Origin of the sequence: Sodalis sp. dw_96, assembly GCF_018449575.1 — a bacterium.
Taxonomy (GTDB): Bacteria; Pseudomonadota; Gammaproteobacteria; order Enterobacterales; family Enterobacteriaceae; genus Acerihabitans.
Genome location: NZ_JAAVUT010000023.1, coordinates 46,343 through 70,583 on the forward strand (window position 1 = coordinate 46,343; position 24,241 = coordinate 70,583).

The 24,241-nt window shown below is 55.0% G+C and carries 20 protein-coding genes; 10 read left to right on the forward strand and 10 right to left on the reverse strand.

The window, feature by feature from the left end:
- Positions 1 to 82 precede the first annotated feature (82 nt).
- The 3 genes from recG (at position 83) to HB631_RS23005 (ending at position 5,650) form a co-directional block, all read left to right on the forward strand.
- The gene (gene recG, locus HB631_RS22995; RefSeq protein ID WP_213993534.1) at positions 83 to 2,164 is read left to right on the forward strand and encodes an ATP-dependent DNA helicase RecG; all 2,082 of its coding nucleotides are present in this window, start codon (positions 83 to 85) and stop codon (positions 2,162 to 2,164) included.
- Between the two features lie 274 nt (positions 2,165 to 2,438).
- Positions 2,439 to 3,824 carry a uracil-xanthine permease family protein gene (locus tag HB631_RS23000; RefSeq protein ID WP_213993507.1) on the forward strand — a complete coding sequence of 462 codons (1,386 nt, stop codon included), beginning with the start codon at positions 2,439 to 2,441 and terminating at the stop codon, positions 3,822 to 3,824.
- Positions 3,825 to 3,958: 134 nt separating this feature from the next.
- Positions 3,959 to 5,650 carry an AsmA family protein gene (locus HB631_RS23005; RefSeq protein ID WP_213993508.1) on the forward strand — a complete coding sequence of 564 codons (1,692 nt, stop codon included), beginning with the start codon at positions 3,959 to 3,961 and terminating at the stop codon, positions 5,648 to 5,650.
- A 208-nt stretch (positions 5,651 to 5,858) separates the two neighbouring features.
- Here HB631_RS23005 and fabY read toward each other — a convergent pair whose 3' ends face one another.
- The 7 genes from fabY to rbsK form a co-directional block, all read right to left on the reverse strand.
- Complete coding sequence (fabY, locus tag HB631_RS23010; protein WP_213993509.1) at positions 5,859 to 6,800, reverse strand: bifunctional GNAT family N-acetyltransferase/hotdog fold thioesterase; 942 nt, start codon at positions 6,798 to 6,800, stop codon at positions 5,859 to 5,861.
- Between the two features lie 33 nt (positions 6,801 to 6,833).
- The gene (gene dtd / locus HB631_RS23015; RefSeq protein ID WP_213993510.1) at positions 6,834 to 7,271 is read right to left on the reverse strand and encodes a D-aminoacyl-tRNA deacylase; all 438 of its coding nucleotides are present in this window, start codon (positions 7,269 to 7,271) and stop codon (positions 6,834 to 6,836) included.
- Positions 7,268 to 8,122, reverse strand: a complete 855-nt coding sequence (locus HB631_RS23020) for a virulence factor BrkB family protein (RefSeq protein WP_213993511.1) — start codon at positions 8,120 to 8,122, stop codon at positions 7,268 to 7,270. Before HB631_RS23020 ends, dtd begins: the two co-directional genes overlap by 4 nt.
- 66 nt (positions 8,123 to 8,188) lie before the next feature.
- Positions 8,189 to 8,776, reverse strand: a complete 588-nt coding sequence (gene yihX, locus HB631_RS23025; RefSeq protein WP_213993512.1) for a glucose-1-phosphatase — start codon at positions 8,774 to 8,776, stop codon at positions 8,189 to 8,191.
- Between the two features lie 220 nt (positions 8,777 to 8,996).
- On the reverse strand, positions 8,997 to 10,016 hold the full coding sequence (locus tag HB631_RS23030) for an aldose 1-epimerase family protein (RefSeq protein ID WP_213993513.1): 1,020 nt from the start codon (positions 10,014 to 10,016) through the stop codon (positions 8,997 to 8,999).
- 17 nt (positions 10,017 to 10,033) lie between these two features.
- Positions 10,034 to 11,368 (reverse strand): L-fucose:H+ symporter permease, encoded by a 1,335-nt coding sequence (gene fucP / locus HB631_RS23035; protein WP_213993514.1) that lies wholly within the window; start codon positions 11,366 to 11,368, stop codon positions 10,034 to 10,036.
- A 4-nt stretch (positions 11,369 to 11,372) separates the two neighbouring features.
- Positions 11,373 to 12,299, reverse strand: a complete 927-nt coding sequence (rbsK, locus tag HB631_RS23040) for a ribokinase (RefSeq protein ID WP_213993515.1) — start codon at positions 12,297 to 12,299, stop codon at positions 11,373 to 11,375.
- A 187-nt stretch (positions 12,300 to 12,486) separates the two neighbouring features.
- Here rbsK and deoC point away from each other — a divergent pair, with 187 nt between their 5' ends.
- Positions 12,487 to 13,164, forward strand: a complete 678-nt coding sequence (deoC, locus tag HB631_RS23045; protein ID WP_213993516.1) for a deoxyribose-phosphate aldolase — start codon at positions 12,487 to 12,489, stop codon at positions 13,162 to 13,164.
- 45 nt (positions 13,165 to 13,209) lie between these two features.
- Complete coding sequence (gene deoR, locus HB631_RS23050) at positions 13,210 to 13,983, forward strand: DNA-binding transcriptional repressor DeoR (RefSeq protein WP_213993517.1); 774 nt, start codon at positions 13,210 to 13,212, stop codon at positions 13,981 to 13,983.
- Positions 13,984 to 14,118: 135 nt separating this feature from the next.
- On the opposite strand, the gene typA is transcribed toward deoR, so the two are convergent.
- Entirely contained in the window at positions 14,119 to 15,942 is a 1,824-nt protein-coding gene (typA, locus tag HB631_RS23055) for a translational GTPase TypA (RefSeq protein ID WP_213993518.1), read from the reverse strand.
- A 367-nt stretch (positions 15,943 to 16,309) separates the two neighbouring features.
- Here typA and glnA point away from each other — a divergent pair, with 367 nt between their 5' ends.
- The 4 genes from glnA (at position 16,310) to HB631_RS23075 (ending at position 20,586) form a co-directional block, all read left to right on the forward strand.
- Positions 16,310 to 17,719 (forward strand): glutamate--ammonia ligase, encoded by a 1,410-nt coding sequence (gene glnA / locus HB631_RS23060; protein WP_213993519.1) that lies wholly within the window; start codon positions 16,310 to 16,312, stop codon positions 17,717 to 17,719.
- Between the two features lie 140 nt (positions 17,720 to 17,859).
- Complete coding sequence (glnL, locus tag HB631_RS23065) at positions 17,860 to 18,909, forward strand: nitrogen regulation protein NR(II) (protein WP_213993520.1); 1,050 nt, start codon at positions 17,860 to 17,862, stop codon at positions 18,907 to 18,909.
- Positions 18,910 to 18,916: 7 nt separating this feature from the next.
- Positions 18,917 to 20,329, forward strand: a complete 1,413-nt coding sequence (glnG, locus tag HB631_RS23070) for a nitrogen regulation protein NR(I) (protein ID WP_213993521.1) — start codon at positions 18,917 to 18,919, stop codon at positions 20,327 to 20,329.
- Between the two features lie 134 nt (positions 20,330 to 20,463).
- Entirely contained in the window at positions 20,464 to 20,586 is a 123-nt protein-coding gene (locus tag HB631_RS23075; RefSeq protein WP_213993522.1) for a YshB family small membrane protein, read from the forward strand.
- A gap of 94 nt (positions 20,587 to 20,680) precedes the next feature.
- On the opposite strand, the gene hemN is transcribed toward HB631_RS23075, so the two are convergent.
- Together hemN and yihI are read right to left on the reverse strand one after the other, a co-directional pair.
- Positions 20,681 to 22,054 carry an oxygen-independent coproporphyrinogen III oxidase gene (gene hemN, locus HB631_RS23080; RefSeq protein ID WP_213993523.1) on the reverse strand — a complete coding sequence of 458 codons (1,374 nt, stop codon included), beginning with the start codon at positions 22,052 to 22,054 and terminating at the stop codon, positions 20,681 to 20,683.
- A gap of 182 nt (positions 22,055 to 22,236) precedes the next feature.
- On the reverse strand, positions 22,237 to 22,773 hold the full coding sequence (gene yihI, locus HB631_RS23085) for a Der GTPase-activating protein YihI (protein ID WP_345945731.1): 537 nt from the start codon (positions 22,771 to 22,773) through the stop codon (positions 22,237 to 22,239).
- A 778-nt stretch (positions 22,774 to 23,551) separates the two neighbouring features.
- On the opposite strand from yihI, the gene yihA reads away from it, so the two are divergent.
- A complete protein-coding gene (gene yihA, locus HB631_RS23090) occupies positions 23,552 to 24,223 on the forward strand; it encodes a ribosome biogenesis GTP-binding protein YihA/YsxC (protein ID WP_213993525.1) in 672 nt (223 codons plus the stop codon).
- Positions 24,224 to 24,241: the final 18 nt, after the last annotated feature.

Genomic DNA, 24,241 nt, shown 5'->3' on the forward strand with positions numbered 1-24,241 from the left:
TCGCGGCAGATGTGTCCAGGCGGGAAACCCGGTCACGCAGCGTCACAACCGGCTTATTAACCTGCCACGGAGTGCTGAAATGATGGAAGGCCGTCTACTGAACGCCATACCGTTAAATACGCTTTCAGGGGTCGGTCCCGCGCAGGCGGCCAAGCTCGCCCGTCTCGGGCTGGAAAATCTCCAGGATTTGTTGCTGCATCTTCCCCTGCGCTACGAAGATCGCACACGGTTATATGCCATCAACGACGTCTTGCCCGGCATGTTTGTGACGGTGCAGGGGGAAGTGCTAGGCTCCGACATCAGCTTCGGCCGGCGGCGCATGTTAACCTGCCGGGTTCGCGACGATAGCGGTCTTATCACCCTGCGCTTTTTTAACTTCAACGCCGCAATGAAAAACAGCCTGGCCGCCGGCCGCCGGCTTACCGCTTATGGGGAAATCCGGCGCGGGCAGCTGGGGGCTGAAATCATTCATCCGGAATACCATATCCTCGGCGACCATAGCGATGTCGAACTGGCTCCGGCCCTGACACCGGTATATCCCACCACCGAAGGCGTTCGCCAGGCCACCCTGCGCAATCTGACGGATCAGGCGCTGGTGTTGCTCGATACCTGCCCCATTGCCGAACTGCTGCCCCCGGAGCTGATCCGTGGACTCATCAGCCTGCCCGAGGCGCTGCGCACGTTGCATCGTCCGCCGCCGGATATCTCTTTAGCGGATTTGGAGCAGGGTAAACACCCGGCCCAGCGGCGTCTGATTCTGGAGGAACTGCTGGCCCATAATCTCAGTATGCTGGCGGTACGGGCCGGAGTGCGTAAAGATCTGGCCCTTGCGTTGACCCACGGATCGCAGTTAAAACAGCGGTTTCTCGCGTTGCTTCCTTTTACGCCCACCGGCGCCCAGCAGCGGGTGGTGGATGAAATCGAACGGGATTTGGCCCAGCCGGTGCCAATGATGCGGTTGATACAAGGAGATGTCGGTTCGGGAAAAACCCTGGTGGCGGCGCTGGCGGCGCTGCGGGCTATCGGTGAGGGTAAGCAGGTGGCCCTTATGGCCCCCACCGAGCTGCTGGCGGAGCAGCATGCCATGACCTTCCGCGGCTGGTTCGAACCGCTGGGTATCGAGGTGGGCTGGCTGGCGGGGAAACAAAAGGGTAAGGCGCGCCAGGCCCAGCAGGAAGCCATCGCGCAAGGGCGCGTGGGCATGGTGGTGGGTACTCATGCGATATTCCAGGAGCAGGTGCAATTTTCGGGGCTGGCGCTGGTTATTATCGATGAGCAGCACCGCTTCGGCGTCCATCAGCGCCTGGCGTTGTGGGAAAAGGGGCTGGCGCAAGGGTTTCATCCCCACCAGCTGATCATGACCGCCACGCCCATCCCCCGTACCCTGGCCATGACCGCTTATGCCGATCTGGATACTTCGGTTATCGATGAACTTCCCCCGGGGCGTAAGCCGGTGACCACGGTGGCTATTCCGGATACCCGGCGCAGCGAGATTATCCAGCGGGTGCGGCGGGCCTGTTTACAAGAGCAGCGCCAGGCGTATTGGGTCTGTACCCTCATTGATGAATCCGATTTGCTGGAAGCCCAGGCGGCGCAGGCCACCTGGGAAGAGTTACAGGGCGCCCTGCCGGAGCTGCGTATCGGGCTGGTGCACGGCCGGCTGAAGTCCAGGGAAAAGCAGGAGATCATGCAGGCGTTCAAGGCCGGGGAGATTCATCTGTTGGTGGCCACCACCGTGATTGAAGTGGGCGTGGATGTACCCAATGCCAGCCTGATGATTATCGAGAACCCCGAACGTCTGGGGCTGGCGCAATTGCACCAGTTGCGCGGACGGGTCGGGCGCGGCGCGGTGGCCTCTCACTGTGTATTGTTATATAAGTCCCCGCTGAGTAAAACCGCCCAAAGACGTCTGCAGGTATTACGGGACACCAACGACGGTTTTGTCATTGCGCAGCAGGATTTGGAAATTCGCGGTCCCGGGGAGTTGCTGGGTACGCGCCAGACCGGCAATGCGGAATTCAAAGTGGCGGATTTACTGCGCGATCAGGCCATGATCCCGGAGGTCCAGCGTCTGGCGCGGCATATTCATGAGCACTGGCCGGATCTCGCCCGGCTGTTGATTGAGCGCTGGATGCCGGAACGGGTTCGTTATACCAATGCGTAGGCGCTCTCCCTTTGACTCGCTCGGTTTAACCCTGGGTGATAGCGGGCTTACCGCGCTGTGGGGCGCTCGGTCGGGCAGAAAAACCATGCCCGATTCGACCCCATCAGCACGGTTTCCCTTTAACACGCTAGTTTAAGCCCGGCGTTAACGTAAGTGGGAAATTGCCCCTGAGTTGACTTATATCAAGCGGTGGGGATGTGCGCAGGATGCAATCGATTGCTTTTAGAAACAAGTTGATTAAAATGCCCTCTTTGCCGTCCGGAAGCCATTCAACATGACAATGCCCTCCTATGAAATCGATGACGCGCCGATTCCCGTCGTCAAAAGCGAGCTGATTTATCACCTTGACGATCGGCCGCCCTTGGCGGAAACCCTGTTTGCCGCCTGCCAGCATTTATTGGCGATGTTTATCGCCGTTATTACTCCCGGGCTGCTGATTTGCCAGGCGCTGGGACTGCCGGCGCAGGATACGCAGCATATTATCAGCATGTCATTGTTCGCTTCCGGACTGGCTTCCATACTGCAAATCAAGACCTGGGGACCGGTGGGGTCGGGCTTGTTATCCATTCAGGGCACCAGCTTTAACTTTGTCACGCCGCTTATCATGGGCGGGCTGGCCCTGAAAACCGGCGGCGCCGATGTGCCCACCATGATGGCGGCCCTGTTCGGCACCCTGATGGTGGCCTCATGTACCGAGATTTTACTCTCCCGGGTGCTGCACCTGGCGCGACGCATTATCACGCCGCTGGTGTCCGGAATCGTGGTAATGATTATCGGTATTTCGCTTATCCAGGTTGGCCTGACCTCCATCGGCGGCGGGTTTGCCGCCATGGGCAACCACACCTTCGGCGCGCCGAAAAATCTGCTGCTGGCGGGGATCGTCCTGGTGGTTATCATCCTGCTTAACCGCCAGCGCAACCCCTATCTGCGGGTGGCTTCGCTGGTGATTGCCATGGCGGTGGGCTATGCGGCGGCCTGGCTTCTGGGCATGCTGCCGCCGTCCGGGCCCGCGGCGCCCCATAAGCTTATCATGGTGCCGACTCCGCTCTATTACGGCCTGGGGTTCGATTGGGACCTGCTGGTACCGCTAATACTGGTGTTTATGGTCACCTCCATTGAAACCATCGGCGATATCACCGCCACGTCGGATGTTTCGGAACAACCGGTACGCGGGCCGGTATATATGCGCCGCCTGAAAGGCGGCGTATTGGCCAATGGGCTGAATTCTTTTCTATCCGCGGTGTTTAATACCTTCCCCAACTCCTGTTTCGGCCAGAACAACGGCGTCATCCAGCTTACCGGCGTTGCCAGCCGTTATGTGGGTTTTGTGGTGGCATTGATGCTGATCGCCCTCGGGCTGTTTCCGGTGGTCAGTGGTTTCGTCCAGCATATTCCGGAGCCGGTACTGGGAGGCGCCACTATCGTAATGTTCGGCACCATCGCCGCCTCCGGGGTCCGTATCGTTTCGCGGGAACGGCTGAACCGCCGCGCGATTATGATTATCGCCCTGTCGCTGGCGGTGGGCCTGGGGGTCTCGCAACAACCCCTGATCCTGCAATTTGCGCCGCAATGGTTAAAGACCTTACTGTCATCCGGTATTGCCGCCGGCGGCATCACCGCTATCATCTTGAATTTACTGTTCCCTCCGGAAAACAATTAATTAACATTCATCCTTTTATCAAGCCGCTGTCCCAATACAGCGGCTTTTTTTTGCCGGAAACGCTTTGCCTATTGAGAAGCGCCGCTAATTACGGCATAAACACTGTAACCTTTATGACAGCGATGGATTGAGCGATGAAATTTATTGGGAAACTCTTGTTATCAATACTTTTGATATTGCTATTGATAATCATCCTGATCTACGTCTTGCTGCAAACCCCTTGGGGCGCGGGCTGGGTCAGCAAATGGGTAACCCGGCACAGCGATTTCCAACTGTCATTGGAGAAAATTGATCATAACTGGTCCGATCCCACGGAAATTTCATTAATAAACATCACGTTCGGTCAAAAAGGCCATCCCAGCACCCTGGTTGCCAAACAATTGGTGGCTGGTATAAGCGCCCGCCAATTTACCGACCCCTTTCATTTTTACCGGATACAAATGCAGGACGGTACGCTGAACATGGATGCCTCGCCGCCCCTTTCCTCGTTACAGGCGGATGTCCTGCAGCTGAACGGTATGGCGGTGCAATCCCCTCAAGGGGGATGGCATCTCAATGGGCAAAATGTCAACGCCGGCATCACCCCGTGGAAACCGGAGAAGGACTTTCCCCTGGGGCGCAACGCCCGGTTTCAGCTGAGCGCCAGTACTTTGACCCTGAACGGCGTTCCGGCTGAAAACGTGTTGGTGCAAGGGGAGATCGATAATCACCAGTTGAAGCTGGATAACCTGGGCGCCGACCTATCCCAGGGTGAACTGACCGGCAATGCGCGACGGGATGAGGACGGCAGCTGGTGGGTGGATAATCTGCGCCTGAGCAATGTCCGGATGCAAACCGAGAAGAGCCTGAATGATTTTTTGCAGCAGATATCCCAAGTGCCGAAAATCACCATCCATCGCTTCGATTTGATCGACGCGCGTATGGAAGGCAAGGATTGGGCATTCAGCGACCTGGACCTGACCTTGCGGAATATTACCTTTCAGGACGGCGACTGGTCCACCGATGACGGGTCGTTATCTTTCAGCGCCAGCGATCTGATTAACGGAACGGTGCATTTAAACGATCCCATCGCCAATCTGGCCTTTTCGCCCCAAGGGATAGAAATCCGTCAATTCAGCGGGCGCTGGGAAGGCGGATTGATGCGCACGTCGGGCCGGTGGTTGCGCGACGGCCGGCAACTGGAGCTGGACGAGTTCATGGTCGCCGGGCTGGAATATACCCTGCCGGCAAACTGGCGTGACAGCTGGCAGCAGCCGTTGCCGTCCTGGCTGGCGCAGGTCACCGTGGATAAATTCACCGCCAACCGGAACCTGCTCATTGATATCAATCCGGCATTCCCGTTTCAAATCACCGCATTGGATGGTTACGGCAAGCAGTTGGAGCTGGCGCGTAATCACCAATGGGGTATCTGGTCCGGCAGCCTTAACCTCAACGGCAGCGACGCCACGTTTAATAAAATCGACGTACGCCGCCCTTCGCTGGCGTTAACCGCCGATCCGGATAAAATCACCGTCACCGACCTGAGCGCCTTCGCCGGTGACGGATTGGTGGAAGTCACCGCCTTGATGAACCAGCAGCCCGCCCGCAACTTTTCGCTCAACCTGACCGGCAAAGCAGTCCCGTTGGACGTCATGGGGCGCTGGGGATGGCCCGCCATGCCGTTGTCCGGCAACGGCAACGTTCAGCTAACCCTGACCGGTCAGCTCACCGCACAGGCGCCCCTGAGGCCGACCCTGAACGGCAGGCTACAGGCTGTCGACGCAAAAGGACAATCCCTGAACCAGACAATGACCCAGGGCGAGGTGGCGGAAGACGCGGCCCATTAAGCCTTTCGGGTTAACAAGACCAAGGCGCTGCGGATACTAAGGCTTAATCGGCGCGTTACCAGGATACCATGTAAGCTTATACCCTAAATAATTCGGGTTGCAGGAAGGCGGCGACGCAGCGAATCCCCACGAGCTTACACAGGTAAGTGACTGGGGTAATTGAGGAAAGCCAACGCACCTGCAACTTGAAGTATGACGGGTATAAGGCTTAATCGACATGGGAGCCGCCACGCTCCAGCGGTTGATCATGGGCCGGCGGCAATACCAGATAAATACCTTTGAATACCGCCCCCTGTTTGTCGTTGCCGAATAATTCGACTTCCAGCTGCACCCGTGCCCTGCGTCCGCGGGCCAGTCGGTCCAGATCCCCGCTCAGGGAACCGAGATCCGCGATGGCGCAGGGCCGGCCGGTAACCGGCGTTGTATACCGGATATGAGCATCCGCCAGGATAATGGTGCCCCCTAACTGGCGCTCCCGCAGCAACAGCCAAATCAATCCCCAGCCGGTGAGGGTGGCCAGTGAAAACAAACTGCCGGCAAATAACGTATGATGGGGATTCTGGTTGCCGGTTTCCGGCATGGTGGTCATGAATTTCTGGCCGGTGTACTGGCTTATTCGCACCCCCATTTTTTCACTCAGGGGAATATGCTCGTACCAGGCCTGCTGCAACTGACCGCACCAATCCGGCCGGTGCAAAATATCGTCCAGCGTGGCGATGGGTTTAATCATTAAAAAGTGCCGTATGGGCGTAGAGGACGGCGCCAGGATTTCACCCTGATTGATAAAGCCCAGCTTGGCGAAAAAATCCACCGCATCCTCGCGGGCGCTACACACCACACGCTTTACCCCTTCCTGGCGGGCGACGGATTCCAGCGTCATGGCCACCAACGTGCCCAGGCCCTTATCCTGCACCTGCGGATCTACCGCCAGAAAACGAATGGCCGCCTCATTGTCGGCATTGATATACAGCCGACCCACCGCCACCGGTTTGCCCTCTTCATCCACCACCATCTGGTGATGCGCCATGGCATCATAGGCATCCCGCTCGGAGCCCGGCGGCTGATGTAAAGGCTTGCGTAACATTTCCCAGCGGAACTGATAGTATTCCTTTAACTCTTCCTCGGTTTGCGGAACGCGCAAGTGATACATGACATACTCTCTCTTTGAGTGCCCTTACCGACCTTAGACCTGCAACCAGAACGTCGCCGGCCCGTCATTCACCAGCTCTACCTGCATATCCGCCCCAAAGCGGCCGGTTTGCGTCAGGATATCCGCCCGGCGGCAGCATTCGGTAAAATAGTGGTATAACCGTCCCGCTTCCGCCGGCGGTGCGCCGCGGGAGAAGCCGGGCCGCAGCCCCTTGTCGGTATCCGCCGCCAATGTAAACTGTGACACAACCAGCACGCTGCCGCCGGACTGGCGGACATCCAGGTTCATTTTGCCTCGTGAGTCACTGAAAATACGATAAGCCAACACCCGTTGGCAAAGCTTTGCCGCGCTCGATTCCTCATCCTGCTTTTCCACTCCCAGCAGGATCAATAATCCCGGGCCGATTTCCCCCACCAGGATGTCGTCCACGGTAACCCGGGCGCGCAAGACCCGTTGAATCAACGCAATCATCGGGAGACCGTCTCCTCTAAAGCCAACAGCCGGTGTTCGGTCAAGGAGACGGTAATTTCCGCCCCCAACAATACAATACACCAGCTCCAGTATACCCAGAGAAATAAGATTGGAATCACCGCCAGCACGCCATAAATCAATTGATAGGAAGGAAACATGGTGACATATAAACCAAAGACTTTCTTGCCCAACTCAAACAGCAGGCCGGCCACCAGGGCACCCGCCAATGCATCCCGATTCGGTACCCTTACCGTAGGCACCACGCTGTACAACAGCCAGAACGAAGCGCAGGAGAGCAATAATGGGAATACCCGCAGAGCGACGGAAGCAAACATGCTGGTGCCGGTGGTTTGCAGCCAGCCAATGGACAACAGATAAGAACTGAGGGCCATGCTGGCGCCGGTCAATAGCGGTCCCAGTGTCAGTACCATCCAGTACACCGCAAATGAGAAAATAAGGGGGCGCTTTTTTTTACTGCGCCAGATGGTATTGAGCACAGTATCCACGGAATAAATCAGCAGGAGGGAGGTGACAATCAGCCCGCAGGTGCCCACCACCGTCATCTTGCTGGTGTTAAGCATAAACTGTTCGAGATAACGCTGAATCACGTTACCGGTAGCCGGCATAAAATTGGTAAAGATAAAGTTTTTCAACTGTACGCTGACATCCGAAAATACCGGGAATGCGGCGATCAACGCAAATACCACGGTAACCAACGGCACCAGAGAGAGCAGCGAAACATAAGCCAGATGCCCGGCCAAAACCGTCAGCCGGTCCTGATCAATACGTATGATCAATAGCTTGATGAAGGAATAACAATGGCTTATTTCCTTCAGGTTAGGACGTCTCATCGCAATCTTCCTCAATGAACGGGCCGATGCTTTTTAAGCACCACCTTGCGCGGGGTCCTGGTCCTGTCAGGCAAAAAAAGCGGGAATCACATCAGGATCGGTAACATACACCGTTTGCAGGCCGACTATTTTCGCCCCGGCGATATTATCGGCATTATCGTCGAAGAAAATCGCCTCCGGCGCGGTTACACCCTCCTGCTCCAGCACATAACGATAAATAGCCGGATCGGGTTTGCGCATGCCCAAATCCTGCGACAAATAGAGTTTATCCACACTTTGCTGTATTTCGGGGTATTGGCTCGGCCAATAACTGCAATGCAGTCGGTTGGTATTGGATAAAACCACCACCCGATGGCCCTTTTGCCGCAAAGCCCGGATGATATCGATGACCTCGGTGCGGACACCGGCGAATATCGCCTGCCAGCCGGTGGTGAATTGTTCGAAGCTCAGTGCGATGCCCAGTTCGGCGCAAATCTTGGCGGCAAAGGCTTCATCGGTAATGTCGCCCCGCTCATGCTGTTCGAACGCCTCGCCCATGACGAACTTCTTTTTCAGGATGGCCAACGGAACGCCGCTTAGCTTGCTCCAGACGCCCAGTACCCGGCCGAAATCGATGTTGATAACGACATTGCCTAAATCAAAGATATAAAGCATGGCTCCCTCCCTTATCTGCATGGTGTTCTCACTGTAGCGGGAAATAATCCAACTGAACAGTAATCAACATACATTACGACGTGATGGAGGCTGAGGGAACGGTACCAGGCTTGTCATTGGATGCATCAATTGGGGGACGGGTCGAGGAAGCGTCATTGTGATTATCTATGTCATGGCCTGCCGCATTGGCAGCAGGCCATTTAGCGCTTCTTTTATACCCTTAGCCGTCGAGGCCGGTGACCACGGTGAATTCCCGCGTTGCCCCCGCGGCCAGATCGATAAGGGTGCCGGCCTGGCGCGCCGCGATATGCCCCTCGGGACGGCAGGTTCCCGGCAGGATAAACGCCGCCACTTTCTGGTCGCCGTTATACAGGATCCAGCGGGTCGCGTAATTGAACTGTGAGCTGGAAAACCGAGTAACAAAGCGCGGTCCCGCGTTAGGCCCCTGCATAAAGAATTCCGGCCGCGGGGTGTATTGCGCCAGGTTATCGGCGAAAAAGACGATTTCCGGATCGTAGAACTGCGGCTGATCCAATCTACCGAACGCCGAGGAATTTCCCGCCAGGGTGGCGGTATAGTCCAGCCATTGCGGCGTGGGATGCACATGGCCGGGAATGGAAGTGCGCAGTGAAAACGCCTCATCGGGTATATTCTGGCTAAAGGCGGCCCCCGGCAGATAGGCGTAATTCATATGGCACATATACTGTAGCGGCATCGCCACGCTGGCAAGATTGGTCACCACCATGGTAATGGTCATCAGCGTTTCTCCGGCCGCCAGCCTGACCGAAGGGGACGCCAGATAATGATGGCCGAATCCCTTGACGTATTCATACTCACCCCCCAGGGCGACGCTGTCGCCATCCAGCAGCAAATAGGCGCGGTCCATCGGCGCACAGGGCATTTCACCATGCAGGGGATGCAGGTCTTCGGGGGACGGACAACCGTTGCTCAGCAGGCCGGAATGGAACGCGAAGCAGCCATAGGTATCCACCACCGACTCGCCCCGCTTCGGCTCGGTAAAGGGATTGGACATTTTTAAGTCATGACCGTCGAACTGCGCATCCCAGATCATCTGGCCGTAAAAAGGCAACAGGGTGACAAAACCGCGGCTGTTGCGTAGGGTCACCGCTTCAATGCCGGAACGATATTTGAATAACGTAACGCTGAGCTCGGCGCTTTCCAGTAGACAAACCGGCAGTTCGCTGAACTGATTGCGCTGAAGATGAATGACGGCGGACATAATCGTTTCTCCTGCGGTTAAAGTTTGTTATCCATGACTGAACGGGCGGGATCGGCCAGCGGTTGATGGTTGCGCAATTCACCCCAGAAATAGAATCCCACGTAGGCGAAACACAGCAGGGAGACGCTGAACGCCTGTTTCATCGACCCCAAATGGTCGGAAACAAATCCCTGGATGGCCGGCACCACGGCGGCGCCGACGATGGCCATCACGATAATCGCCCCGGCCACTTCGGTATATTTGTTATCCACGGTATCCAGCGTACCGGCGTAAATGGTGGCCCAGCAGGGTCCGAACAAGACGCTGACAAACACCGCGGCATACACGGCGGTAAAATTCGGCACCATGACGACATAGGCCAGAGTCGCTACCCCCAATATGGAATAGGCGATCAGGACTTTTTGCGGCATAAAACGCGTCATCAGGAAATTGGCGATAAATTTACCGGCGAAGAAGCACATGAAGCTGTAAATCATGAAGTTGGACGCGTCCCGTTCATTGGCCGCCCCCAGGTTCAACGCCAGACGAATGGTAAACGACCATACCGCCACCTGCATCCCCACATAGAGGAACTGGGCGATAATGCCTTTTCTGAAGCGGGCATTGCCGGCCAGATAACGCAGGGTTTCACCCATACCCGGCGCCGTGGTTTTATGCTTATCCGCTTGGGGCTTGCACTGGGGATAGCGGGTAATGGCGAACAAAACCAATACCACCACCAGCACAATGATCAGGTACTTATAGGGTTCCAGGGTGAGTTCCAGCATATTCAGGCGGAATTGGTGCCCCTGTTCCGGCGTCATGGCGGCCAATTGGCGGCTCAGGCTGTCCCCCTGCTGGAAAACCAGATATTTGCCCAGAACAATGCCCATTAACGCGCCGATGGGGTAAAAGGTCTGGCTGATGTTCAGCCGCAACGTCGCATAGTCGCGATGACCGATCATCGAACTGTAGGTATTGGCCGCGGTTTCCAAAAAGCTCAGGCCGATGGCGATGGCGAAAATCGCCGCCAGGAACATGGTGTAGGTGGCCATATGCGATGCGGGATAGAACAGGACGCAGCCGATGATATACAGCGACAGGCCCGACATAATGGCCACTTTGTAGCTGGTTTTGCGAATCACCATCGAGGCCGGAATCGCAATCAGGAAGTAACCGCCGTAAAACGCGCTTTGTACCAGCGCGCTGGCGAAATCGCTTAAGGCAAACACCGTTTTGAATTGGGTTATCAAGATATCGTTTAAACTGGCCGCGCAACCCCATAAAGGAAACAGGCAGGACAACAGGATAAACTGAAACAGCGGTGTTTTATTCAGATAGCCGTCAGGCATTTGTACCGTATTGTGGTGCATGATGTTATTCCTGATGTAAGGTGGCAAGGAAATCATGAAACTGGGCGGCATCGGCATAGGAGCGCTGGGTGCCCTTGCCCTGGACGCTGTATGCGGCATAGGCCGAGGCATATTTCATGGCGTGTTTCACATCGCCGTCGCCGACGTAGTAATGGGCAAAACAGCCGATAAAGGCATCCCCCGCGCCGCTGGTATCCACGGCGCGTACCGGTACCGCATCCACCCGGTGGACGCTGTCGCCCGTCAGCCACATCGAGCCGCGATGCCCCATGGTGATGATCAGGTTTTTCAGTCCCCGGGAGAGTAAAGAACGGCCGGCGGCAAGGATATTCGCTTCGCTGTCCACCGCCATGCCGGTGAGGATCTCCAGCTCCGTTTCATTGGGCATAAAAAAATCGCACTGGCAGGCATAAGCGATATCCAGCTCGCGGCTGGCCGGCGCCGGATTAAGAATCACCGGCACATGAAGCTGCCGGGCGACGTCAATGGCGTGATACACCGTCGCCAACGGGATTTCCAATTGCAGGATAATCAGCTTGCAGGCCTTAAGCCGTTCCGCCGCCCGGTCGATATCCGCCGCCGCCAGATGGTTATTGGCGCCTTTGATGATCAGGATGCGATTATGTGAATCCCGATCAACAAAAATCGGCGCCACCCCGCTGGACACCCCCTGAACCTTTTCCACATAACGGGTATCGACGTCGTACCGACGCAGATTTTTGATCGTATTGTCGGCGAACAGGTCGTCTCCGACCTTGCTGACCATCATCACGCCGGCACCCAGTTTGGCCGCCGCCACCGCCTGGTTGGCACCTTTACCACCGCAACCTATCTCAAAATCCGGGGCTTCAAGCGTCTCCCCCGTTTTCGGCATCTCGGTGATATAGGTAATCAGATCCACCATGTTGGAACCAATAACCGCTATATCCATTGTCTTTCGCCCTCTGATGTTTTCATAGCATTCAATGTTACTATGCTAACATTAGCAATGCATAAATGTTAATAACATGACATCTATCACATCTCATGAGAAAAATTTATGGGACAAACGGCTATATAACGGTGTTATTTAATGTTATTATTTTCACATTAACATCTTCCCTAACGAGGACGCAGTAATGACCAAAACTGAAATCGACTTCCCACGTTATATCGATCACACCTTACTGGCGATGGATGCCACCGAAGCGCAAATCGCCACCTTATGCGACGAAGCGAAGCAATATGGCTTTTATGCGGTCTGCGTTAACTCCGGTTATGTGCCGTTTGCCGCCGATGCGCTGCGGGGAACCGAAGTAAAAGTATGTTCGGTGGTCGGTTTCCCCCTGGGAGCCGGCCTAACCGCCGCCAAGGCTTTTGAAGCAAAAGCGGCCATTGAAGCCGGGGCCGGTGAAATCGATATGGTGATAAATGTCGGCTGGCTGAAAAGCGGTAAAATCGATGCGGTAACCGCTGATATACGGGCGGTGCACCAGGTTTGCGCCGCCATACCATTGAAGGTAATATTGGAAACCTGCCTGTTGAGCGAACAGCAAATCGTGCAAGTTTGCCAGATTTGTCGCGAACTTAAGGTGGCTTTTGTAAAAACGTCCACGGGTTTCAGCACCGGCGGAGCCCGGGAGCAGGACGTCAAACTGATGCGGCAGACCGTGGGTTCGGAAGTGGGCGTCAAGGCATCCGGCGCGGTTCGCGATCGCCTGACCGCACAAACCATGATCCTGGCCGGAGCCACCCGTATCGGCACCAGTTCCGGGGTGAGCATTGTGACGGGCGCGGCGCCCAGCGGAAAATATTGACCGATTAATCCGACGGACATTGGATGACTTGACGCAGGGTAAATTATGGAAACGCGGCGCGAAGACAGGATCAACAAGCTGGTACAAGCTTTAAAGCGGGAAGATAAAATTCATCTGAAAGATGCCGCCGTCCTGTTGGGTGTATCGGAAATGACCATCCGCCGCGATCTGAGCGCCGAGCATGCACAGGTGGTTCTGCTGGGGGGATATGTCGTCAACGATCCTAAAAACAGCTCGGTCACCCACTATTTTGTGTCGGACCAAAAAGCCAAGCACGTTAAAGAAAAAAGTATTGCCGGCCGTCTGGCGGCCCAGATGATTGAAAAAGACGACACGGTGTTTTTCGATTGCGGAACCACTACGCCGTTCATTATTGACGCAATCAGTCAGGATCTGGCTTTTACCGCTGTTTGTTATTCCCTCAATACGTTCTTGGCGCTGCAGGATTTGCCCAACTGCAAGGTCATCCTGTGCGGCGGTGAATTTCACCCGGCCAACTGCATCTTCACCCCGCTGACCCAATATTCCATTTTGGATAATATCTGCCCCGACAAGGCGTTTATTTCCGCCGCAGGGATAGATATCCATAACGGCGCCACCTGCTTTAATTTTGATGAACTCACCATGAAGCATCGCGCGTTATCCCTATCGCAACAAGGGATTCTGGTGGCCGATCGCAGCAAGTTCGACAATATCAAACCCGCCTGCATCGGTGCCCTGACCCTGTTCGATACCCTGATTACCGATGAGTCACCCCCGCGCAAATTCCACGACTACTGCCAGCAGCACAATATCGCCTTGGTCTATCAACCGGACTGAGCGCCACACGGCACGCTGGGCCCGCCAACGACGAAGCTGAACCGAACGTGTTCAAGGGAGAGCGCACAAATTTTTCGACAAAAAAATACCGGTCCATCTACATGGACCGGCATCTAGCATTGACGAGCGGAAAAATCAGCCTTCTTTACTGGAACGATTGGCACGCTTACGATCGTTTTCGGTCAAACCACGTTTACGCAACCGGATGGAATGGGGGGTCACTTCCACCAGTTCATCATCATCGATAAATTCCAGCGCCTGCTCCAACGACAGCGTGATCGCCGTCACCAGCGTGGTGGCTTCATCGGTCCCTGAAGCGCGCATGTTGGTTAACTTCTTGCCGGTCAGGCAGTTGACGGTCAAATCATTGGAACGGGTATGAATACCGATAATCTGGCCTTCATAGACTTCCGCCCCATGGCCCAGGAACAGGCGACCGCGATCCTGCAGGCTGTAAAGGGCATAAGCCACCGCTTTACCCTGACCGTTTGAAATCATCACGCCGTTCTGCCGCTGACCGATTTCACCCGGACGCACATCGTCATAATGACTGAACGAGGAATAAAGCAGGCCGGTGCCGGAGGTCATGGTCAGGAACTCGGTACGAAAACCAATCAGTCCCCGGCTTGGGATAATGTAATCGAGACGGATACGACCCTTGCCGTCCGGCAGCATATCGCGCATCTCGCCTTTACGCATGCCCATCGCTTCCATCACCGGGCCCTGGTTCTTCTCTTCAATATCCAGGGTAACCTGTTCGAACGGCTCCTGTTTTTTACCATCAACGGTACGGTAGATAACTTTCGGACGGGAAACGCCGATTTCAAAACCTTCACGGCGCATATTCTCGATCAGCACCGAAAGATGCAGCTCGCCGCGGCCCGATACCAGGAAGGTATCCGGGTCTTCGGTTTCTTCAACCCGCAGCGCCACATTATGCACCAGCTCTTTGTTCAGGCGTTCCAGGATCTGGCGCGACGTCACATACTTGCCTTCTTTGCCGCAGAACGGCGAGGTGTTAACCCCAAAGGACATGGAGACGGTGGGTTCGTCGACGGTCAACGGCGGCAGCGCTTCAACCTGGGCCGGATCGCAGATGGTGTCGGAGATATTCAGCTCTCCCAGACCGGTCAGGGCGATGATATCCCCCGCTTCCGCCAGTTTGGACTCGATACGCTGCAGGCCCATATGGCCCAGCACCTGGCCCACTTTGCCGTTGCGACGCTTGCCTTCGTGGTCGATGATAGTCACTGCCTGGTTCGGTTTGACCGAACCGCGTTTGATACGGCCGATACCGATAACGCCGACATAACTGTTGTAATCGAGCTGGGAGATTTGCATCTGGAACGCACCGTCGCTATCGACGTTGGGCGCTTCGACATTCTTCACGATCGACTCGAACAGCGGCGTCATATCATCGGCCATATTTTCATGTTCATAGCCGGCGACCCCGTTTAACGCGGAGGCATATATGATCGGAAAATCCAGTTGCTCATCGGTTGCGCCGAGGTTCACAAATAAATCGAACACCTGATCCACTACCCAATCCGGGCGGGCGCCGGGCCGGTCTACTTTGTTGATGACCACAATAGGTTTCAGCCCGTAAGCAAACGCTTTCTGGGTAACGAAACGGGTTTGCGGCATGGGCCCGTCCATGGCGTCCACCAGCAGCAGCACCGAGTCCACCATGGACATGACGCGCTCGACCTCACCGCCGAAATCGGCATGTCCGGGGGTATCAACGATATTGATACGGTACTCGTGCCAATTGATAGCGGTGTTTTTCGCGAGGATGGTAATTCCCCGTTCTTTCTCCAAATCGTTGGAGTCCATCACGCGTTCGGTGGCGTCATTGCGGTCACCCAATGTTCCGGATTGTTGCAACAGCTTATCGACCAGGGTGGTTTTCCCATGGTCGACGTGCGCGATGATGGCGATGTTACGCAAATTTTCGATCACAACTTTGCCTCAGGCATTAGAAATAGCGCGTTATTGTACACGTAATAGGCGAGGGACTAAACAAGATCGCGCTGTTCTCTGCATTTGCGTCATTTTCAGCGCCTTGTCATCCCTTTATCAGTGCAATGTTTCAACTATTCGCATACATTGCACCAAAATAGTGCCCACCCAGCGCACAAATGCACTAAAATAGCACTATCCCCCCAATCTGGTGCAGCTCGGTAGCCGGTAAAAGGCCGCAATCCGGCGCCTCACATAATTTTAGCAATGTTGGCACAGTTTTAGCTTTAGTCTAGTTAAGTTTAAAATATCCAATCGATTCGATTTCGTTCCACGACGACAATGGCACATCCGGGAGAATATAAGTATGTCCGCTGAACACGTTTTGACGATGCTAAAAGAACACGAAGTCAAATTCGTCGACTTGCGTTTCACTGATACGAAAGGGAAAGAACAGCACGTCACCATACCCGCCCACGAGGTGGATGAGGATTTTTTTGACGACGGTAAAATGTTTGACGGCTCTTCAATTGGCGGCTGGAAAGGCATCAACGAATCAGACATGGTGCTGATGCCCGATGCAAGCACCGCGATGCTTGACCCGTTCTATGAAGAAACCACCCTGATCATCCGCTGCGATATCCTCGAACCGGCAACCATGCAGGGTTACGATCGCGATCCGCGCTCCATCGCCAAACGCGCTGAAGAATTTCTGAAGACCTCCGGCATTGCCGATACGGTTTTTTTCGGCCCTGAACCTGAATTCTTCCTGTTCGACGACGTTCGTTTCGGTTCGTCCATCTCCGGTTCCCATGTTGCCATCGACGACGTCGAGGCAGCCTGGAATTCCGACAAGGTTATCGAAGGCGGTAACAAAGGCCACCGTCCGGGCATCAAAGGCGGATATTTCCCGGTTCCTCCCGTGGATTCATCGCAGGATTTGCGTTCAGCCATGTGTCTGACCCTGGAAGAAATGGGTCTGGTGGTTGAAGCGCATCACCATGAAGTTGCTACCGCGGGCCAGAACGAAATTGCCACCCGTTTTAACACCCTGGTGAAAAAAGCCGACGAAATCCAAATCTATAAATATGTCGTGCACAACGTCGCCCATGCCTTCGGCAAAACCGCGACCTTCATGCCGAAACCGATTTTCGGCGATAACGGCTCGGGTATGCATTGCCATATGTCTTTAAGCAAAGACGGCAACAACCTGTTCTCCGGCGACAAGTACGGCGGTCTGTCAGAAACGGCGCTGTTCTACATCGGCGGCGTGATCAAGCATGCAAAAGCCATTAATGCGCTGACCAACCCGACCACCAACTCCTACAAACGTCTGGTCCCGGGATATGAAGCACCGGTTATGCTGGCTTACTCCGCCCGCAACCGTTCCGCATCCATCCGTATTCCGGTATCGCCGAGCCCGAAAGGACGCCGTATCGAAGTGCGTTTCCCGGATCCGGCAGCCAATCCTTATCTGGCCTTCGCCGCGCTGCTGATGGCCGGCCTGGACGGCGTCATCAACAAGATTCATCCCGGCGATGCCATGGACAAAAATTTGTACGATTTGCCGCCGGAAGAAGCCAAAGAAATTCCGCAAGTGTGTGGTTCGCTGGACGAAGCCCTGGCTTCCCTTAGCGCCGATCGCGAGTTCCTGACCCGCGGCGGCGTCTTCACCGACGACACCATCGATGCTTATATCGAGCTGCGCACGGAAGAAGTTGACCGCATTCGCATGACGCCGCACCCGGTGGAATTCGAGCTGTATTACAGCGTTTAATTACATTGTGTTTTTTGTTGCCGTGGAAACTTTCAGCCCATCTTCGGATGGGCTTTTTTCTCCAGCAAACCTTGCGCGTAGCCATGCGCAAAATTATCTAATGGACTAAAATGCACTAGAATAGTGCGGGAGACTGCTTTATGGCTACAGGCTCATTGCCCGATGCTGGGCAGATCCTAAATTCGTTAATTAACAGTATATTGCTACTGGATAACGATCTTGCCGTTCATTACGCCAATCCGGCGGCGCAACAGCTGCTGGCGCAAAGTTCCCGTAAGCTTTTCGGCACGCCGTTGCCTGAATTACTGGGTTATTTTTCCCTGAACATCGAATTGATGCGCGAAAGCCTTAATGCCGGCCAGGGATTCACCGATAATGAAGTCACCCTGGTGGTTGACGGACGGGCGCATATCCTTTCACTCACCGTGCAACGCCTGCCGGAAGATTATTTCCTGATGGAACTGGCGCCGATGGATAACCAGCGACGTCTGAGCCAGGAACAAATCCAGCACGCCCAGCAGGTGGCGGCGCGGGATCTGGTACGCGGGCTGGCCCATGAAATCAAAAATCCCCTCGGCGGATTACGCGGCGCGGCGCAGTTGCTGTCAAAGGCGCTGCCCGATCCCTCTCTGCTGGAATATACCAAGGTTATCATCGAACAGGCGGATCGTTTGCGTAACCTGGTAGACCGCCTGCTTGGACCGCAACAGCCCGGTATGCATGTGACGCAAAGTATTCATCAGGTGGCGGAACGGGTCTTTCAACTGGTCTCACTGGAAAAGCCGGACAATGTAATCCTATTACGGGATTATGATCCCAGTTTGCCTGAATTGGCCCATGATCCCGACCAGATGGAGCAGGTGTTACTAAATATCACCCGTAATTCGCTACAGGCATTGGGTGAAGACGGCGGAACCATAACCATCAGGACCCGGACGGCTTTCCAGCTTACGCTGCACGGCGTGCGCTATCGATTGGCTGCCCGTATCGATATTGAGGATGACGGCCCCGGCGTACCTGCGCAATTGCAGGATACGCTATTCTACCCGATGGTCAGCGGCCGCGAGGGAGGGACAGGCCTGGGGTTATCCATCGCCCGCAGCCTTGTCGATCAGAATTCGGGAAAAATTGAATTTAACAGTTGGCCGGGCCATACCGAATTTTCGGTTTACCTGCCTATTCGCCAGTGAGGTCACTATGCAACGAGGGATAGTCTGGATCGTCGACGACGATAGCTCCATCCGCTGGGTGCTTGAACGCGCCCTCACTGGAGCCGGGTTAACCTGCGCCACCTTTGAAGGCGGTAGCGAAGTGCTGGATGCGCTATCAACCCAAACCCCGGACGTGTTGTTATCGGATATCAGGATGCCCGGTATGGACGGTCTGGCGTTACTCAAACAGATCAAGCAGCGCCACCCCATGCTGCCGGTGATCATCATGACCGCCCATTCCGATTTGGATGCCGCGGTCAGCGCTTACCAGCAGGGCGCGTTCGATTACCTGCCGAAACCTTTTGATATCGATGAAGCCGTCGCCCTGGTGGAACGCGCGGTCAGTCATTATCTCGAACAGCAGCAACCGGCGCGCGTGCAGCCGGCCAATGGCCCCACCACCGATATCATCGGTGAGGCGCCGGCCATGCAGGACGTTTTCCGCATAATCGGCCGCCTGTCCCGCTCCTCCATCAGCGTACTGATCAACGGCGAGTCCGGCACGGGTAAAGAGCTGGTGGCCCATGCCCTTCATCGTCACAGTCCGCGCGCCAAATCCTCGTTTATCGCGTTGAATATGGCCGCCATTCCGAAGGATTTGATCGAGTCGGAACTGTTCGGACATGAAAAAGGCGCATTTACCGGCGCCAATCAGGTTCGCCAGGGGCGTTTTGAACAGGCGGACGGCGGCACCCTGTTTCTGGATGAAATCGGCGATATGCCGCTGGATGTTCAGACCCGCTTGCTGCGGGTGCTGGCGGACGGCCAATTTTATCGGGTGGGGGGTTATGCACCGGTCAAGGTGGATGTCAGGATCATTGCCGCCACACATCAAAATCTTGAATTACGTGTTCAGGAAGGCAAGTTCCGCGAGGATCTGTTCCATCGGCTCAACGTGATCAGGGTGCATCTGCCGCCGCTGCGGGAGCGTCGGGAGGATATTCCAAAACTGGCGCGTTATTTCCTGCAGGTGGCGGCCAAAGAGCTGGGGGTGGAGCCGAAAATACTGCATCCGGAAACCGAAACCGCCCTGACCCGCCTGTCGTGGCAGGGTAATGTGCGTCAACTGGAAAACACCTGCCGCTGGCTCACGGTAATGGCCGCCGGCCAGGAAGTCTTGATCCAGGATTTGCCGCCGGAGCTGTTTGAAAGCACCACGCCGGATTCTTCGGTTCAATCCCTGCCCGACAGCTGGGCCACGCTGCTTGCGCAATGGGCCGATCGCGCGCTGCGTTCCGGTCATCAAAACCTGCTGTCGGAAGCCCAGCCGGAAATGGAAAGAACGCTGTTGACCACCGCGTTGCGGCATACCCAGGGACATAAACAAGAAGCGGCGCGATTGCTGGGCTGGGGAAGAAATACCCTGACACGTAAACTTAAAGAACTGGGTATGGAATAAACCGGCTGCCGGCGCTTTTCATTACGCTTGCTGATGATTAAAAAAGCGACGGAACCGGCAAAAATGCGGTTATTTTGCTCTTTACATCCCGGGCCGACACAGTATGATCTTGTCGCTGACCCGGGAGGAAGACCATGTTAAATTCGTTGATAGCGTTGGTGACACACGGCGCGGATATGACCGCCGTCGCCGGTCATGCACCTCAGACAGCCTTGGCCGCACTACTCTGCGCCGCGCTGATCAATTTTTTTAGCTAACCGGCCGTCTTGGTTTTACCGGCCAAATAGCAATACCCTTCTTGAAATCCACCCCGCCAGGGGCAGATTTCAAACTCCTTGATACGGAGCTCCCTCAAATGACCCGCGAAAACTGACGCTGGCGCAGTTTGTCACGCAGATACACATCAAAACACATGCAGATATTGCGTATCAGCAAACGCCCCTTGGGGGTCACATTGATAGCCCGATCGGTTATGGTCAGCAGCCCGTCCCGTTCGAGGGGAGCAAGCTGTGCCAGATCCTCGGCGAAATAATCGGCGAAACGGATGCCGTAGCGCTTTTCCAGTGGAACAAAAATGATGGAAAACTGACAAATTAGCGCTTTTATCACATCCCGACGCAAACAATCGTCAGTGGTGAGGGCCACGCCGCGCCATAGTCCGTTGCCCTGCCGGGCAACGCTTTCGGTATAAAGCTTTATTTCTTTATGGTTTTGCACATAACTGTCGCCAATCATGCTAATGGCCGATACGCCCATGCCGAGCAATTCGCAGTCGCCGCGGGTGGTGTAACCCTGGAAATTGCGGTGCAGCAGGCCGGCCCGTTGCGCGACGGCCAATTCATCGTCCGGGCGGGCAAAGTGGTCCATACCGATAAATTGATAACCCGCATCGCAAAGAGTGGCAATAGTATGCTGCAAGATGTCCATCTTCTGCGCGGCGCCGGGTAAATCCTGCTGTTTGATTTTTCTCTGGGCGGCGAACAGCGCCGGCATATGGGCATAGTTGAATATGCTCAACCGCTGGGGATTCAATTCGATGATCCGGCCCAGGGTATGCTGAAAACTTGCCAGGGTCTGGCTCGGCAGACCGTATATTAAATCGATATTGGTGGAGAGAAAACCGAGCGCCTTTGCCCGCGCCAGCAGGGCGAAAATCAACCCTTCATCCTGCTCCCGGTTAACCAGCCGCTGGACGTCTTTATTAAAATCCTGCACTCCCATGCTGATGCGGTTAAAACCCTCCCCGTGCAGATGATCGATCATATCCAGGGCGATTTCCCGCGGATCGATTTCAATGGAGAGTTCAGCCTCGGGGGCAAAATCAAACTGTTCGCGCAGCAGGGCCATTAAGCGGGATATTTGCGCCGGCGTAAGGAACGTCGGCGTGCCGCCGCCCCAATGCATCTGCGTCACGTGACGATGCCGGAACAGCGGCGCGCGCTGCCGGATTTCTTGTGCCAGAGTAGTCAGATAACCTTCGACCTTTTCCGGCTGGCGGGTCACTATTTTGTTGCAGGCGCAGAAATAACACAGCTTATGGCAAAAAGGGATATGGAGATATAACGACAGCGGGCGATCCGGATAACGCTCCAGGGCGCGCCTGAACGCCGGTTCGTCGTAATGCTCGCTGAATTCCAGGGCGGTAGGGTAGGAGGTATAACGCGGTCCCGATTGATTGTATTTTTGAATCAGGGCCGAATCCCATACTATCGTTGACACTGGCATGGCTGCTTACTCCTTCCGAATTTTCCGCCGACGTCGCCTGACGGACTTAGCCGGCCGCCGTGCGACGGCACGTGCCGAGCGTAGCTGGTCTTTACGCCGCGAGAGTCGCCATAGTTTACTCAATAACCACATCAAATAACATGTCAGCGGCACGGCAATCAGCAGAAGCAACATGCAGCAGCCTAAAAGGAGTCCTTCTCAAAACCCCGTTTCAACAATTGCAGCATATCTTCGTTTTTGGTGTCTTCTTCGCCGTCTTCTTCGTCCAGTTCTATGCCCAACAGCGTCATGAGCTGATCAATACGATCCAGTTTCTCATCCACATAGGCCTGTTCCTCGACGGACAGAATCTCGTCCTGCTCCAGCCTTATCAGCAAGGCGTCCAGACGGGTATCGTTTTCCAGGCTGTCCAATTCAGCTTGGGGCGAGATGACCTCGGCAGGGATAATGACCTTGGGCGCCACCGGTTTGGCCACGGCGCCGGCGGCGATTAACGGCACCGGTTTTTTGCTGCCGATACGGGGATCGATATTTGCCGCCGCGGCGGAGCGTCCGCCACTCTTGTTACCTTCCTGGGCGCGGGAACCGGCGGCCAGGCCGCGGCGTTTTTTCTGACGCTGGCGGGTGCGGCCTTCAATATTCAACTCTTCACGTGTCTTTCGTCTGTTTCTGCCTGCGGCGGGTTTACCCCGTCCGCCTTTTGTTGTTGGTTTCATGATGTCTGCTCTTTGCTGGCGTTAATTAATTAAGTATAGAATTGCGGCGGAATCTATCAGAAACCCAACAAATAAAAAAGGTGGCAGTTATTCTGCCACCATAACATGAAGGTGCTTCGCGAGAAAAACCATCCCCCGGCGATGAACCTGACGGTCCACATCCTGTGTTTAAGGGTCGTCGCTGTGATAGAGATGTATTCTACGCTATACGAAGCAGATTAGTTATACCCGTCATACTTCAAGTTGCAGGTACGTTGGCTTTCCTCGCTCACCCCAGTCACTTACAGGAGTAAGCTCCTGAGGATTCGCTGCGTCGCCGCCTTCCTGCAACTCGAATCATTTTGGGTATAGAGTGTATTCCTTTACGCGCCCATCCTGAGCCGCTGACTTCCCTGAGAAGAGTGTTGAAACAGCATAGGGCTTATCAGCTAGTCCACGCCATGATTCAACATTATCTTTCATAAGTGGCATCTTCAGGCGCTCCTTGCCTCGTCATCTAATGTAACCGACTAAGAATAACCTGCAAGACGACCGGCAAGGGCAAAGGGTCTGTATAGGGAGAGTTAATTAATTAACTTTATGATTTGTAATATATTAATTTTTATAAAAACGAGATCACGTTACCGGCGACGAGCGGATCTCCTACAGTATAAACGTGCTAAAAACCTGAGCTTAGTACAAAAGGGTTTAAAAGTCCCCATGGACGCCGGCCAATCAACCCGATAGCTGCAAGATAAAAACCGCATCTGACGCCATTACCCGTATAATCACCGGTTAGACGATGATAAGTCATCCCGATAGAGAGGAAATTTTGGCCACATTATTTAATTATCACATGACCCATTTTGTCATGAGCGCGCCGGATATCCGCCATTTGCCGACCGATGCCGGTATAGAAGTCGCTTTTGCCGGACGCTCAAATGCCGGTAAATCCAGCGCCCTGAACACCCTGACCAACCAAAAAGGCTTGGCCAGGACCAGTAAGACGCCGGGGCGAACCCAGCTGATCAACCTGTTTGAAATCGAGCCGGAACGGCGTCTGGTGGATTTGCCGGGTTACGGTTACGCTGAGGTCCCCGAGGAAGTGAAGCTCCATTGGCAACGCGCCTTGGGGGAGTATCTGCAAAAAAGGAACAGCCTGAAAGGATTGGTGGTGATGATGGATATCCGCCATCCTTTGAAAGATCTGGACCAGCAGATGATCAAATGGGCGGTGAGCGTCGCCATCCCGGTGCTGATTTTACTCACCAAAGCCGATAAACTGGCTTCCGGGGCACGCAAAGCGCAGCTTAATCAGGTGCGGAAAGACGTCCTGGCGTTTACCGGCGATATCCAGGTGGAAGCGTTCTCGTCGCTGAAAAAGACCGGTGTGGACAAATTGACTGAAAAGCTGGACAGCTGGTTTGGCGAAATCACTCCGGCAACCGATGAAGCCCTGCCGGACGCGCTGTGACGAAATGATGCCGGCAAA

Bases quoted from the DNA above. Each gene is read 5' to 3' on its own strand.
- recG (WP_213993534.1), top strand. From the start codon at position 83: ATGGAAGGCCGTCTACTGAACGCCATACCGTTAAATACGCTTTCAGGG.
- HB631_RS23000 (WP_213993507.1), top strand. From the start codon at position 2,439: ATGACAATGCCCTCCTATGAAATCGATGACGCGCCGATTCCCGTCGTC.
- HB631_RS23005 (WP_213993508.1), top strand. From the start codon at position 3,959: ATGAAATTTATTGGGAAACTCTTGTTATCAATACTTTTGATATTGCTA.
- fabY (WP_213993509.1), bottom strand. From the start codon at position 6,800: ATGTATCACTTGCGCGTTCCGCAAACCGAGGAAGAGTTAAAGGAATAC.
- dtd (WP_213993510.1), bottom strand. From the start codon at position 7,271: ATGATTGCGTTGATTCAACGGGTCTTGCGCGCCCGGGTTACCGTGGAC.
- HB631_RS23020 (WP_213993511.1), bottom strand. From the start codon at position 8,122: ATGAGACGTCCTAACCTGAAGGAAATAAGCCATTGTTATTCCTTCATC.
- yihX (WP_213993512.1), bottom strand. From the start codon at position 8,776: ATGCTTTATATCTTTGATTTAGGCAATGTCGTTATCAACATCGATTTC.
- HB631_RS23030 (WP_213993513.1), bottom strand. From the start codon at position 10,016: ATGTCCGCCGTCATTCATCTTCAGCGCAATCAGTTCAGCGAACTGCCG.
- fucP (WP_213993514.1), bottom strand. From the start codon at position 11,368: ATGCACCACAATACGGTACAAATGCCTGACGGCTATCTGAATAAAACA.
- rbsK (WP_213993515.1), bottom strand. From the start codon at position 12,299: ATGGATATAGCGGTTATTGGTTCCAACATGGTGGATCTGATTACCTAT.
- deoC (WP_213993516.1), top strand. From the start codon at position 12,487: ATGACCAAAACTGAAATCGACTTCCCACGTTATATCGATCACACCTTA.
- deoR (WP_213993517.1), top strand. From the start codon at position 13,210: ATGGAAACGCGGCGCGAAGACAGGATCAACAAGCTGGTACAAGCTTTA.
- glnA (WP_213993519.1), top strand. From the start codon at position 16,310: ATGTCCGCTGAACACGTTTTGACGATGCTAAAAGAACACGAAGTCAAA.
- glnL (WP_213993520.1), top strand. From the start codon at position 17,860: ATGGCTACAGGCTCATTGCCCGATGCTGGGCAGATCCTAAATTCGTTA.
- glnG (WP_213993521.1), top strand. From the start codon at position 18,917: ATGCAACGAGGGATAGTCTGGATCGTCGACGACGATAGCTCCATCCGC.
- HB631_RS23075 (WP_213993522.1), top strand. From the start codon at position 20,464: ATGTTAAATTCGTTGATAGCGTTGGTGACACACGGCGCGGATATGACC.
- hemN (WP_213993523.1), bottom strand. From the start codon at position 22,054: ATGCCAGTGTCAACGATAGTATGGGATTCGGCCCTGATTCAAAAATAC.
- yihA (WP_213993525.1), top strand. From the start codon at position 23,552: ATGATAAGTCATCCCGATAGAGAGGAAATTTTGGCCACATTATTTAAT.